Origin of the sequence: Nocardioides pocheonensis, assembly GCF_003725535.1 — a bacterium.
GTDB lineage: Bacteria > Actinomycetota > Actinomycetes > Propionibacteriales > Nocardioidaceae > Marmoricola > Marmoricola pocheonensis.
In genome coordinates, this window is the sequence record NZ_RJSF01000048.1 from 74643 (window position 1) to 87279 (window position 12637).

The 12637-nt window shown below is 70.7% G+C and carries 12 protein-coding genes; 6 read left to right on the forward strand and 6 right to left on the reverse strand.

Annotation, left to right across the window (positions count from 1 at the left end):
• Positions 1–16 precede the first annotated feature (16 nt).
• The 3 genes from ccrA to EFL26_RS22755 all read left to right on the forward strand — a co-directional run bounded on the left by ccrA (position 17) and on the right by EFL26_RS22755 (position 4021).
• Complete coding sequence (ccrA, locus tag EFL26_RS22740; RefSeq protein ID WP_123225216.1) at positions 17–1354, forward strand: crotonyl-CoA carboxylase/reductase; 1338 nt, start codon at positions 17–19, stop codon at positions 1352–1354.
• Between the two features lie 190 nt (positions 1355–1544).
• On the forward strand, positions 1545–2885 hold the full coding sequence (locus EFL26_RS24415) for a coiled-coil domain-containing protein (RefSeq protein ID WP_183408339.1): 1341 nt from the start codon (positions 1545–1547) through the stop codon (positions 2883–2885).
• Between the two features lie 17 nt (positions 2886–2902).
• Positions 2903–4021 carry an AI-2E family transporter gene (locus tag EFL26_RS22755; protein WP_123225218.1) on the forward strand — a complete coding sequence of 373 codons (1119 nt, stop codon included), beginning with the start codon at positions 2903–2905 and terminating at the stop codon, positions 4019–4021.
• Between the two features lie 34 nt (positions 4022–4055).
• Here the strand turns inward: EFL26_RS22755 and EFL26_RS22760 are convergent, their stop codons facing one another.
• Positions 4056–5036, reverse strand: a complete 981-nt coding sequence (locus EFL26_RS22760; RefSeq protein ID WP_123225219.1) for an EamA family transporter — start codon at positions 5034–5036, stop codon at positions 4056–4058.
• 38 nt (positions 5037–5074) lie between these two features.
• Here EFL26_RS22760 and EFL26_RS22765 point away from each other — a divergent pair, with 38 nt between their 5' ends.
• Positions 5075–5611 (forward strand): CGNR zinc finger domain-containing protein, encoded by a 537-nt coding sequence (locus EFL26_RS22765; protein WP_123225220.1) that lies wholly within the window; start codon positions 5075–5077, stop codon positions 5609–5611.
• On the opposite strand, the gene EFL26_RS22770 is transcribed toward EFL26_RS22765, so the two are convergent.
• From EFL26_RS22770 to EFL26_RS22780, 3 genes are read right to left on the reverse strand one after another with little or no spacing between them, the layout of a single operon-like run.
• Positions 5608–6402 (reverse strand): alpha/beta fold hydrolase, encoded by a 795-nt coding sequence (locus tag EFL26_RS22770; RefSeq protein ID WP_123225221.1) that lies wholly within the window; start codon positions 6400–6402, stop codon positions 5608–5610. The two genes, EFL26_RS22765 and EFL26_RS22770, sit on opposite strands and share 4 nt — an antisense overlap.
• A 45-nt stretch (positions 6403–6447) precedes the next feature.
• Positions 6448–7212, reverse strand: coding sequence for a hypothetical protein (locus EFL26_RS22775; RefSeq protein WP_123225222.1), 765 nt, complete (start codon positions 7210–7212; stop codon positions 6448–6450).
• Positions 7213–7262: 50 nt separating this feature from the next.
• Positions 7263–7832 carry a TetR/AcrR family transcriptional regulator gene (locus EFL26_RS22780; protein WP_123225223.1) on the reverse strand — a complete coding sequence of 190 codons (570 nt, stop codon included), beginning with the start codon at positions 7830–7832 and terminating at the stop codon, positions 7263–7265.
• A 175-nt stretch (positions 7833–8007) separates the two neighbouring features.
• Here EFL26_RS22780 and EFL26_RS22785 point away from each other — a divergent pair, with 175 nt between their 5' ends.
• Positions 8008–8718: an ABC transporter ATP-binding protein gene (locus EFL26_RS22785; RefSeq protein WP_123225224.1), complete on the forward strand. Its 711-nt coding sequence runs from the start codon at positions 8008–8010 to the stop codon at positions 8716–8718.
• Between the two features lie 25 nt (positions 8719–8743).
• The gene (locus EFL26_RS22790; protein WP_123225225.1) at positions 8744–9487 is read left to right on the forward strand and encodes a hypothetical protein; all 744 of its coding nucleotides are present in this window, start codon (positions 8744–8746) and stop codon (positions 9485–9487) included.
• Positions 9488–9505: 18 nt separating this feature from the next.
• On the opposite strand, the gene EFL26_RS22795 is transcribed toward EFL26_RS22790, so the two are convergent.
• On the reverse strand, positions 9506–11287 hold the full coding sequence (locus EFL26_RS22795; RefSeq protein WP_123225226.1) for a 3-hydroxyacyl-CoA dehydrogenase family protein: 1782 nt from the start codon (positions 11285–11287) through the stop codon (positions 9506–9508).
• A gap of 442 nt (positions 11288–11729) precedes the next feature.
• Positions 11730–12413, reverse strand: a complete 684-nt coding sequence (locus EFL26_RS25050) for a PAS domain S-box protein (protein WP_425464128.1) — start codon at positions 12411–12413, stop codon at positions 11730–11732.
• Positions 12414–12637: the final 224 nt, after the last annotated feature.

Below are 12637 nucleotides of genomic sequence, written 5' to 3' on the forward strand. Positions count from 1 at the left end.
AGCCAGGAGCCCTGACGTGCAGCACATCCTCGACGCGATCCTCGCCGGCGACACCTCCGCGGAGGACTTCGCCAACCTCGAGCTTCCCGAGTCCTACCGGGCCGCCTTCGTCCGCAAGGACGAGGTCGACATGTTCGAGGGCATCCCCAGCAAGGAGAAGGACCCGCGCAAGTCGCTGCACGTCGACGAGGTGGCCGTCCCCGAGCTCGGTCCGGGTGAGGCGCTGGTCGCCGTGATGGCGAGCGCGATCAACTACAACACCGTCTGGACCTCGATCTTCGAGCCGGTGTCGACCTTCGGGTTCCTCGAGCGCTACGGCCGGATGTCGCCGCTCTCCAAGCGCCACGACCTGCCCTACCACGTCGTCGGCTCGGACCTGTCCGGCGTGGTCCTCGCGACCGGTGTCGGCGTGCACAACTGGAAGCCCGGCGACCGCGTCGTCGCGCACTGCCTGTCGGTCGAGCTCGAGGGCCCCGACGGCCACAACGACACGATGCTCGACCCCGAGCAGCGGATCTGGGGCTTCGAGACCAACTTCGGCGGCCTGGCCGACGTCGCGCTCGTGAAGGCCAACCAGCTCATGCCCAAGCCGGAGCACCTCACCTGGGAGGAGGCCGCCTCCCCCGGGCTGGTCAACTGCACGGCGTACCGGCAGCTGGTCAGCAAGAACGGCGGCGACATGAAGCAGGGCGACAACGTCCTGATCTGGGGCGCCTCCGGCGGCCTGGGTGGCTTCGCGACGCAGTACGCCCTCAACGGTGGTGCCGTGCCGGTGTGCGTGGTCTCCAACGAGGAGAAGGCCGAGATCGCCCGCAAGCTCGGCGCGGAGCTGATCATCAACCGCTCCGAGGAGGGCTACAAGTTCTGGAAGGACGAGCACACCCAGGACCCCAAGGAGTGGAAGCGCTTCGGCGCCCGCATCCGTGAGCTGACCGGCGGCGAGGACATCGACATCGTCTTCGAGCACCCCGGTCGGGAGACCTTCGGGGCGTCGGTGTTCGTGACCCGCAAGGGCGGCACGATCACCACCTGCGCGTCGACGTCGGGATACATGCACGAGTACGACAACCGGTACCTGTGGATGAACCTCAAGCGGATCATCAGCTCGCACTTCGCCAACTACCGCGAGTCGTGGGAGGCCAACCGGCTGATCGCCAAGGGCATGATCCACCCGACCCTGTCGAAGACCTACGCCCTCACCGAGGTCGGCCAGGCGACCCTGGACGTCCACCAGAACGCCCACCAGGGCAAGGTCGGCGTGCTCTGCCTGGCTCCCGAGGAGGGCCTCGGCGTCCTCGACGAGGAGATGCGGGCCCAGCACATCGACAAGATCAACATCTTCCGCGGGCTCTGAGGTCGAAGCTCACTCATCACGCAGCACCCGAAAAGGGCCGCGAACCCGCTTCCCAGCGGGGCTCGCGGCCCTTTTCGCGCCTCCGGGAAGATCACACCCCGACCCCGCTTGGGAATCGCCAGCCGGAGCGGGCAGACTGTCGCACGGGACCGGGGAACGAGCCAGCCGCACGCCAATCTGCGAGGGAAACATGACTGAAGACCGTGGCCTTTCCATCTTCGACGAGGAGCAGACGGGCGACGAGTCGCCGACGCAGGTCCTCCCGCCGGTCGCGGGCACGCCCGCCCAGAAGCCCGCCCAGAAGCCCGCCCAGAAGCCCGCCCAGAAGCCGGCCCAGGAGCCGGCCCGGCCCGCCGACGAGAAGCAGGCCGAGCAGCAGGAGCCCCCCGCCCCGCAGACCGCCCAGCAGCCCGCCGCCACGCCGGCAGCCACCCCCGCAGCCACCCCCGCGGCCACCGCCCGCCCCGCGGAGCAGGCTGCGCGCCCGGCCGCGGGCCCGAACCTCCCGCTGGTGCGCCGCGGCGGCTACGACAAGGACGCGGTCGACCGCCACCTGCGCACGGTCGCCGCCGAGAAGGCCGGCCTGATCGCGAGCCTCCAGGAGGCCCAGGGCAAGCTCAAGGTCCTCGAGGCCCAGGTCTCCGACATGCGCGAGCGGCTCGCGGAGAACGAGAAGCCGTCGTACGCCGGCCTCGGCGGCAAGGCCAGCGAGATGCTCCGGCTCGCCGAGGAGCAGGCCGAGGACGTGCTGCACCAGGCCACGCTGCAGGCCGCCGAGGTCCGCAAGCAGGCCGAGCGCGACGCCGCGGCGATCAAGGCCAAGGCTGCCAGCGACGCCGATGACATGCGCCTCGTGCAGCTCGGCGAGCTCGACGAGCTCCGCGCCCGCACGATGGCCGACCTGGACGCCGAGCGCCGCCGGCTGAAGGCGGACGCCGAGGACCAGCTCGCCGCGGCCCGGCGTGAGGCCGACCAGCTGCGCCTGGCGGCCGAGCAGGAGACCACCGCGGCTCGCACCGGCGCCGTCCGCGAGGCCGAGCAGCTCCGCGCCTCCGTGGACCGTGAGGTCCAGGAGGCCCGGCGTGCGCTCGCCGTCGAGCGCGAGCGCCTGGCCCGCGAGGCCGCCGAGCACCACGCCACGTCGACGGCGGAGACCCAGCGGCTGGTCCAGGAGGCCGAGGCCCGCGCGAACGCCGCGGAGGACCGCGCCCGCGAGAGCACCAACGCCGCCAACGAGCGCCGCGAGACCGCCGAGGCCGAGGCCGAGGCACTGCTGTCCAAGGCACGCCGCGAGGCCGAGCAGATGGTCAGCACGGCGAAGAAGGACGCGGAGAGCCTGCGCAGCCAGGGCCACGCCGACGCCGAGCGCGAGCTCGCCGCGATCAAGGCCGAGGTCGACCGGGTGTCGAAGCGGCGCGACGGCATCGTGGCCCAGCTCGCCGCGCTCAAGGACGTCGTGTCGAGCTTCGCCCAGGACGAGGACGAGTCTCCCGCGGCCGAGACGACCGATCCCGCCGACGCCGAGGCGTAGTTCGGTAGGTTCCCGGCATGACCGATGAGTCCGTGCCGGAGTCCGACACCGCGCTCGACGACGCACCCGCCGCCGAGACCGAGTCGCCGTACGGCGAACCCGGGCCGCCGCTCGAGCACACCCCGTTCTACGTGGGCCTGCTCGGTGGCCTGGGCCTCGGCGTGGCGTACTGGCTCGCCACCCGGTTCCTGGAGATCGGCTCGGTCCTGATCCTCGTGCTGGTGGCGATGTTCCTCGCCGCGGGGCTCAACCCGATCGTCGAGTACTTCATGGGCCACGGGCTCAAGCGGCCGTGGGCACTGCTGGTGGTGATCGCCGGCGTGCTGGTCACGCTCGCGCTGTTCGTGCTCGCGATCGTCCCGGTGGTCACCGACCAGGTGAACACGATCACCGACAACGCCCCGGACTGGCTCGACCAGCTCACCCACAACAGGCAGATCCAGAACCTCAACGACCGGTACGACATCGTCACCAAGGCCAAGGACTACATCGCGTCCGGCGATCTCGCCAAGGCGGCCTTCGGCGGCGCCCTGAACGCCGGCCTGAAGGTGCTCTCGCTGCTCGGCAACATCTTCGTGGTGATCGTCCTGACGCTGTACTTCCTGGCGTCGCTGCCCACGATGAAGCGGGCGCTCTACCAGCTCGCGCCGGCCTCGCGCCGCGACCGGGTCAGCAAGCTCGGCGACCAGATCGTGCGCGGCGTCGGCGGCTACGTCTCGGGCGCGTTCGTGATCGCGATGTGCGCAGGCCTGAGCACGCTCGTGTTCCTGCTCATCGTCGGCCTCGGCGAGTACGCCGTGGCGCTCGCCCTCGTGGTCGCGATCCTCGACGTGATCCCGATGATCGGCGCGACGCTGGGCGCGATCATCGTCTGCGCCATCGCCTTCGCCACCGACCCGAAGGTCGGCATCATCAGCATCATCTTCTACGTCGCCTACCAACAGATCGAGAACTACGTGATCTACCCCCGGGTGATGTCGCGGTCCGTGGAGATCCCGGGCGCGCTGACCGTGATCGCCGCCCTGATCGGTGCCGCCCTGCTCGGCGTCGTCGGCGCCCTGCTGGCGATCCCGACCGCCGCCGCGATCCTGCTGATCGTGCGCGAGGTGTGGGTGCGGCGGCAGGACGCGCGCTAGTCCCGGCGTCCCGCCGGGAGGCGGACGGTCGGGCTCACCCCGCGGCGGGCACCGGCTCGACGACCGGCTCCGCGGGGTCGACGTGCACGTGGCTCTCGCCGGCCTTCACGACCACCACGCCGGCGACCACGAGCACGCCACCGACGGCCTGGAGCCAGCCCGGGAGCTGGTCGAGCAGCGCCCAGGCGAACAGCAGGCCGGCGAGCACCTCGAGCAGCCCGACGAAGGACGCCAGCCGCGGGCCCAGCCGGCGCGAGGCCGCGATGCCGCTCACGTAGGCGACCGCGGCCGTGACGACCCCGAGCGCGGCGACGGGCAGCCAGAAGGGCACCTGCGAGGCGCCGTACCGCACGCCTGACGTGCTCGCGTCCAGCGGCACCGCTCCGACCAGGCCGAGCAGCACGAGGGCCACGGTGGCCAGGACAAGCCCGGCGGCCGCGAGGACGATCGGGGGCAGGTCGCTCTCGCCCGCCGAGATCACGAAGTAGACCGCCGCACCGACCATCGCCACCAGGGCCCAGACCACCCCGACGGCGCTGAGGTCGGCGCCCGAGAGCAGGTCGAGCACCAGCACCAGGCCGGCCGCGGCGATGACGGCGCCGACCAGCGTGAGCCGGCCGGGCCGGTGGCCGTGCCGCAGCCACATCCACACCACGACGGCCACCGGGGCGGTGTACTCGATCAGCAGCGCCACGCCGACGTCCATGTGCCGGACCGCGTTGAAGTAGGCGAACTGCGCGCCGCCGACCGCGAACACGCCGTACGAGACCACCAGGGGCAGCTGCGCGCGCAGCCGCTGCCACCGGCCGTCCAGGGCGACCCAGGCGGGTGCCAGCAGGACCAGCGCGGCGACGCCGACGCGCGCCACCACCGCTCCCCCGGCGCTCCACCCCGCGTCCATGAGGCCGCTGGCCAGCGACCCGGACAGCCCGAACGACGCCGCGGAGAGGACCGCGAACCAGAGTCCGGCCGCGCGCACCGACCGCACCGCGGTGTCATGAGTCAAGGTGTCCATGATTCATGACAGTATGTGGGGTGCGGTAATGTGTCAACGTGATTTTCGCCCATGACACCGAAGCCGCCCTGCTCGCCGCGGTGGAGCTGGCGAACTCCGGGCTCGAGCCGGACACGCTGACCACGGTGGCCGAGCTGGACCGGTACTTCGAGAAGTACGTCTACACCGGCGCCCACACCCGCACGCGAGCGGAGCTCGAGTCGGTCCGGGCGCTCCGCGCACCGTTGCGGAGGCTGTTCACCTCCACCCGCGACGAGGCCGTGCAGACGGTGAACCGGATGCTCGCCGACGCGCAGGCGCTCCCCCAGTTGGTCCGGCACGGCGACGTCGACTGGCACATCCACGCGATCGGGCCGGACGCTCCCCTGGACACGCGGATCGTCGTGGAGACCGCGATGGCGATGGTCGACGTGATCCGCGCCGACGAGATGTCGCGGTTCGCCGTGTGCGCCGACGACGACTGCGAGGGCGTGGTGCTCGACCTCTCCCGCAACCGCTCGCGGAAGTTCTGCTCGGTCGCGTGCGGCAACCGCAACGCCGTCGCGGCGTACCGGTCGCGGCGCCGCGGCGCCTAGGGCGCGGAGGGCCCCTGGTCGGCGAAGCGGCGGAGCACCTCGACGAAGACCTCGGGCTGCTCGGAGTGCACCCAGTGTCCGGCGTTCTTGATCGTCACCCGGCGGTTGTGCGGGAACCACCCGTCCATGGCCGGCGCGTAGTCGTCGCGCACGTAGTCCGACCGCGCGCCGGCGATCCACAGCACCGGCCCGTCGTACGCCGCCAGGCCCGCGAGCCGCTCCTCGGGCCACCCGCTGACCTCGGCGAGGTCCGCGCCGAGCACGTCGAGGTTCATCTGCCAGCGCCAGGAGCCGCCGTCGCGGCGCAGGTTCTGCAGCAGGAAGCTGCGCACCGTCGGGCTCGGGACCGCCTCCTCGAGCGCCTCCTCGGCGTCCGTGCGCTGGGAGAGCGCGTCGAGGTCCAGGGCCTGCATCGCCTCGATGTAGCGGGCGAACTCGCTGACCTTGCCGTAGCCGACGGGTGACACGTCGACCACGCAGAGCCGGGCCACCAGCTCCGGGTGGCGCAGCGCCAGCACCATCGCGACCTTGCCGCCCATCGAGTGGCCGACCAGGACCACCGGGTCCTCGGGGGACAGCAGCTCGGCCACCTGGTCCGCGATCGCGAGGAAGTCGAAGTGTCGGTGCCAGGGCGAGCGGCCGTGGTGCGGGAGGTCGACGAGCAGCACGCGGTGGTCGGTGGCGAGCGCCTTGGCGATCTGCGTCCAGTTCTTGCCCTGCCCGAACAGCCCGTGCAGGAAGACGATGCGGGAGCCGTGGTCGCCGTACGAGGTCGTGTGGAGGGCGGTCACGGGGTCAAGTCTCCCAGCCTCTCTGGGGTCCGGTCGCTCGCAGCCCTAGAAATCGAACATGTCCCCGATGCCGTCGAAGATCGAGCCGATGCCGTCGCCGACCCCCTCGCCGAGGGCGCCCAGCCCCTCGCCGACGCCGCCGGCCAGGGCACCGAGGCCGTCGCCCAGACCCTCGAACATGAAGCCCATGAAGATCCAGTCCAGCGGGCCGAAGCCGCCGAAGTAGCCGCGCGCATAGGGCTGGTACGCCGGCCCGCCCTGCCAGTAGGGCACCCGGCGTGAGCCGACCATCACCTTGCGGACGTCGGGCTCGGCACCCGCACGGACCCGCTCGGCGTCGAGCGCGCAGGCCGGCACGTCGCGCAGGGTGCCGCCCGGCGGGGTGTACGGCACGTCGGCGACGGACATCCCGTGGCGCGGGTCGAAGAAGCACGGAGGCCGCCTCGTGGGCAGCGGCTCGCCGGCGACCCGCGCGCGCACGCACGCCATCGCGTAGCGGCCGTCCTCGAGGATCTCGGTGACGTGCTTGACGTCCTCGGGCTGCGCCATCCGGTCGGCCGCCGCCTTCGCGGACTCGTAGGCGTCGAGCGCGCGCTGGTAGTCGGCGCGCTGGCCGTCGTCGAGCGGTCGTCCGGCCAGCTCGAGGTCGAGGCGCTGGAGCTCCTCACCGAGCGCGGTGACGTCCTCGAAGGCCAGCTTCTTCACCGGCTCGAGCGCGGCCGCCTTGCGCTCGAGCGCCTTGCGCTGGTTGCTGCGGACGACGAGCCAGACGACGAGGGCGCCGACGGCCAGCACGACGAGGAGACCCATGGCGCCAGCCTACGGGGGCGATGGGAGCCGCAGTCGTCGGCCGCGGGCACTCACGCAGCCGGCCGCAACCCGGCGCGGAGAGCGGCTTCCGCGGCGATCGTGAACGACCGGTTGACCTCCTCGGCCGAGGCGCTCGGGTCCGACTCCAGCCAGGTGCGGACCGCGGTGATCAGCATGCCGGCGACCATCGCGGCGAGCAGCGGCACCGGGACCCGGGTGGGCGTCGGCGGGAGCCGGGGCTCGAGCCGCTCGACGAACATCGCGGTCAGCTCGACCTGCAGGGCGTCGAAGAACATGCTGAGCCGGCCGTGCGTCATCGAGTGGCGCAGGTTCCGGCCGTCCGCGACGTGGTGGAAGAGCGCCAGGCTCGGCGCGAGGGTGTTCGTCGCGCTCGGAGGCCCGGGCTCGAGGGTGCCCACCATCCGCCGGACGCCCTGGACCATGAGGTCGTCCTTGTCGGTGAAGTGCGCGTAGAACGTCGAGCGGCCCACGTTGGCGCGGTCGGTGATCTCCTGGACGCTGATCGCGCTGTAGCGCTTCTCGCGCATGAGCTCGGCCAGCGCCTCGATCAGCTGCTGCCGGGTGCGCTGCGAGCGCCGGTCGGTGCTCTCCTGTCGCATCGCTCCTCCGTCCGCGGCGCCTCCAGGACCGTCCATTTCCGGGACAATCCCGGGCCGGTGTCCGGTACCGGACGCCGACGGCGGATCTGTGCCTTGACCTGCGCCCGCACTCCGGGACGATACTCCGTTTCAAGACAACTGTCTTGTACTGGACGAACGTCCGAGAGGAACGGGCATGACGAACGGCATCACGATCACCGGTCTCACCAAGCGCTTCGGCGCGGTCGAGGCGGTCGACGACCTCAGCTTCGACGTACCCGCCGGCCGGGTGACGGGCTTCCTGGGACCCAACGGCGCGGGCAAGACCACCACGCTCCGGATGCTCCTGGGCCTGGTCGAGCCCACCGCGGGCGAAGCGCTGATCGACGGGCAGCGCTACCAGGACCTCGGGACACCGCGCCGCGTCGTCGGCGCGGCCGTCGAGGCGATGTCCGCGCACCCGGGCCGTCGCGCCCGCGACCACCTCTGGGTGCTGGCCGCGGCCGCCGGGGCCTCCCCCGAGCGGGTGGACGAGGTCCTCGACCAGGTCGGGCTCACCGACGTCCAGCACCGACGCGTCGGCGGATTCTCCCTCGGGATGCGGCAGCGGCTCGGGCTCGCGTCGGCGCTCCTCGGCGACCCGCAGTACCTGATCCTCGACGAGCCCGCCAACGGCCTCGACCCGGCCGGCATGGCCTGGTTGCGCGGACTGCTGCGCCGGCTCGCGACCGAGGGCTGCACCGTCCTGGTCTCCAGCCACGTGCTGAGCGAGGTCGCCCAGACCGCCGACCACGTGGTGATCGTCAACAGCGGACGGCTCCGGTACGCCGGGCCGCTGGCCGACCTCGACGCCGACGGCGCGTCGCTCGAGGACGCCTTCCTCCGCCTGACCACGTCGACCTCCTGAACACCTCCGGACCAAGGGGACAACCATGGGAAAGCTGATCCATCTCGAGCTCTACAAGCTGAGGACCGTCCGGGCACCACTGGTGCTTCTGGGTCTGTCCCAGCTGCTCATCGTCGGAGGCGTGACGGGGCTGGTGCTCTCCTCCGACACCCTGCGCACCGCCACGGCACCGCAGGACGCGCTCGCACACGCAGGCCTGGCGTCACTGTTCACGCTCGTGCTCGGCATCATGGCGGTGGCCGGGGAGTACCGGAACCTGACCGTCACCGACACGTTCCTCTCCACCCCGCGACGGTCCCGGGTGATCGGCGCCAAGCTCGCTGCCTACGGCATCGCCGGAGCCGCCTTCGCCGTGGCGAACGCCGTCACCGCGCTCCTCGCGACACGCATCTGGTGTGCCGTCAAGGGCGTCCCCCTCGACCTCGGCGACGCGGACCTCTGGCGCACGGTCGCCGGCTGCGCCGGGTGGAACGTCGCCTTCGCAGTCGTGGGCGTCGGCATCGGCGCGCTGCTGCGGAACCTCACTGCGGCGATCGCCGCCGCCCTGGCCTGGATCGCGCTGGTCGAGGGCATCGTGGGCCAGCTGGTCGGCAACGACCTGGCGCGCTGGCTGCCGTTCGCCACGGGCTCGGCCCTGGGCAACCTGCCCGCGCGCTTCGGCGACCTGGGGCCGGTCTCGCAGCTCGCCGGGGCAGCGGCGCTGGCCGGCTACGCCGCGTTGTTCGCGGTCGTCGCGATCGCGACCACGGTGCGACGCGACGTCACCTGAGCGCGGCCGCCGCCGGGGTCAGCGGGCGCTGTAGTCCCTGAACCCCCGGCCGGTCTTGCGACCGAGGTAGCCGGCGGTCACCAGGTGCTCGAGCAGGGGCGCCGGCGCGAAGCCGGGCTCGCGGAACTCCAGGTAGAGCTCGCGCTCGATCGCCAGCGACACGTCGTTGCCGACCACGTCGAGGAGCTCGAAGGGTCCCATCGGCAGCGCGCAGCCCTGCTTCATCGCGGTGTCGATGTCGTCCGCGGAGGCGTAGTGCGCCTCGAGCATCTTGATCGCGTCGTTGAGGTACGGGAACAGCAGCGCGTTCACGATGAAGCCGGCCCGGTCACCGCACGACACGGGCACCTTGCCGATCGCCGCGCACAGCGCGCGGGTCGTCTCGGCGACCTCCTCCTTGGTCGAGACCGTGGAGACGACCTCGACGAGCCTCATCACCGGCGCCGGGTTGAAGAAGTGCATGCCGATGACGTCGCCGGGCCGGCTCGTCGCACGCGCGCACTCGATCACCGGGAGCGAGGAGGTGGTGGTCGCCAGGATCGCGCCGGCCTTGCAGATCTCGTCGAGGTTCTCGAACAGCGTGGTCTTGACCTTGAGGTCCTCCGCGATCGCCTCGACCGCGAGGTCGACGTCGTGCAGGTCGTCGAGCACCGTGGTGCCCGTCAGCCGGCCGAGCACGTCGGCCTTGCGGGACTCCTCCAGCTTGCCGCGCTGGATCGCCTTGTCGAGGGACCGCTCGATCGTCTCGCGCACCGCGGCCACCTTGGCGTCGGACCGCCCGACGTAGATGACGTCGTAGCCCGCCTTGGCGAAGACCTCGACGATGCCGGTGGCCATCGTGCCGGTGCCGACCACGCCCACCGTGCGCACGTCGTGGTGCAGCTGGGGCTTGTCGTCGGCCGACGGCGTCTTCTCGTCGGCCACCACCACCGGGCTGTCCGGCCCCTCGTAGGTGTAGAAGCCGCGGCCGCTCTTCCGGCCGAGCATCCCCGCGGTGACCATCTGCTTGAGGATCGGGGCGGGGGCGTGCAGGCGGTCACGGCCCTGCTTGTACATCGTGTCGAGGATCTCGTACGCCGTGTCGAGGCCGATCAGGTCGAGCAGCGCCAGCGGACCCATCGGGTAGCCGCAGCCGAACCGCATCGCGGCGTCGATGTCCTCGCGCGATGCGTAGCGCCCCTCGTACATCGCGACCGCGTGGTTGAGGTAGCCGAAGAGCAGGGTGTTGGCGATGAAGCCGGCCTTGTCGCCGCAGACGACCGGGTTCTTGCCGACCGCGCGGACCAGCCCTGCCACGTCGTCGAGGACGTCGGGCTCGGTGACGACCGTGCGCACGACCTCGACGAGGTTCTGCACCGGCGCCGGGTTGAAGAAGTGCACACCGATCACGCGGCCGGGCTGCGAGCTCGCCGTGCTCAGCTCGGTCACGGACAGCGACGAGGTGTTGGTGGCGATCACGGCGTCCTCGCGGACGATCCCGTCGAGCTGCTGGAACAGCGCCTTCTTGACCTCGGGGGACTCCACGACGGCCTCGATGACGAGGTCGGCCGCCTTGACCTCGCCGATCTCGGTGGTGAAGGTGATCCGCTCGAGCAGCGCCGCCTGGTCCTCCGCCGTCAGCTTGCCTCGCGCCACAGCGCGGCCGGTCGAGTGGTCCAGGTGCTCACGACCGCGGGCGAGCGTCTCGTCGTTGAGCTCGACCCCGACCACGGCGTACCCGTGGCGGGCGAACACCTCTGCGATCCCGGCCCCCATGGTGCCGAGGCCGATCACGCCGATGGTCTTGAAGTCACGTCCCATAGCCGCATCCTGCCACGGTGAAAACCGGGGCAGGAGCGGGGTCCGTCAGCTGTAGTCGTGGAACGTCTCCGCCGAGGACGGCTTCCAGCGATCACCGTTGGCTGTTCACTGAACATGCGCGCTCACCTGCACAAACACGCTCCCGAACGGTCTGGCGTCATTGGCGCCCACCGGTCTCAGCTGGCCATCTTGCGGACTGCTTGCGGACTGCCCAGGCGACCGCACTGCATAAGTTGAGGCACTGAGTGCGGTGCATCCGAGAACCGCGGCCGCCGCTCACAGAGAGCGACCTGGGATCCGACGAAACGTTGGCAACTGATCCCCAGCTCAGAGCCGTAATTCGCAACTAGCTTCCGATGCTGCTTCTGGTGGTTTGCGGAAATGGCGTCGCCTGAGCGTTGCCCGAGGGGCCTTACATACGGACTGGCCGAATCGGGCCGCGTCAACGGCGACCTTGGGGAGCTCTTCCCGGGAGGGTCAGGGGACCACTGCGGCGGTGACTGTGTAGGTGCCCGCGCCGTCTCGCGCCCGGGTGGTGTTCAACTGCACTGCTCTGTCGAGTAGTCGGCCGGCCTGACGGGCCGCCCAGCCGACGTCGACTACGGCCTGTAGTGGTCCATGTGGCCAGCCGTCGGGCTCGATGCGCATGACGAAGCGACCGTCGGCCTTGAGGCGGCGGGCGATGTCCATGACTAGCGGGGTTGGTGACGATTCGGCCATACCGACATCGTGTCCGATTTATCCGTTTCCAGGTATCGGCCGTCCGGTTCGGACGGGTGGACCAGTTGGGCCATTTCAGCATCGCCGGTCTGCTGGGAGTACGGGCGGAGGCCGCAGAAGGGCCCGCGGGCTGGGTGTCACGAATCACCGCCGAGGTCAAGATGTCCTCGGCGATGCGCACCGGGCCCAGCGAAATCTCCACTGGAAACTCGACACCGTCCTTGCGCCTCGCGTGCAGATCCAGACCAGGGCCCATGGCCCGGACCCGGGGTTCACCTGCATACCTCACCCGATGCTCGCGGTGATAACTACGAACGCCCTCCGGCACCAAAAGCTCGACCTGCTCCCCCAGCAGCTCCTCCCGGGCATACCCGAACAGCACCTCAGCCTGGCGGTTGACCAGCACGATCAGCCCCGCTGGTCGACCACCACCATCGCGTCCGGCGCAGCCTCCACCAGACCCGCCACGTCCGCCGCATCGCCAGGAGAGGAAATCGAGGACATCACACCCCTCTCAAAAGAAGAACAAAACCGTACGCCGCAGATCAGTATCGGAAACACAAAAACAGTGAAATCGACTCGTCACGACTGTCAATGGCCAGGTTGCGGTCCCCGCTGGTGGCCAACTGA

Excerpts from the sequence above, each read along its gene's own strand:
- EFL26_RS24415 (WP_183408339.1), top strand. The coding sequence starts at position 1,545 with ATGACTGAAGACCGTGGCCTTTCCATCTTCGACGAGGAGCAGACGGGC.
- EFL26_RS22755 (WP_123225218.1), top strand. The coding sequence starts at position 2,903 with ATGACCGATGAGTCCGTGCCGGAGTCCGACACCGCGCTCGACGACGCA.
- EFL26_RS22760 (WP_123225219.1), bottom strand. The coding sequence starts at position 5,036 with ATGGACACCTTGACTCATGACACCGCGGTGCGGTCGGTGCGCGCGGCC.
- EFL26_RS22775 (WP_123225222.1), bottom strand. The coding sequence starts at position 7,212 with ATGGGTCTCCTCGTCGTGCTGGCCGTCGGCGCCCTCGTCGTCTGGCTC.
- EFL26_RS22780 (WP_123225223.1), bottom strand. The coding sequence starts at position 7,832 with ATGCGACAGGAGAGCACCGACCGGCGCTCGCAGCGCACCCGGCAGCAG.
- EFL26_RS22785 (WP_123225224.1), top strand. The coding sequence starts at position 8,008 with ATGACGAACGGCATCACGATCACCGGTCTCACCAAGCGCTTCGGCGCG.
- EFL26_RS22790 (WP_123225225.1), top strand. The coding sequence starts at position 8,744 with ATGGGAAAGCTGATCCATCTCGAGCTCTACAAGCTGAGGACCGTCCGG.
- EFL26_RS22795 (WP_123225226.1), bottom strand. The coding sequence starts at position 11,287 with ATGGGACGTGACTTCAAGACCATCGGCGTGATCGGCCTCGGCACCATG.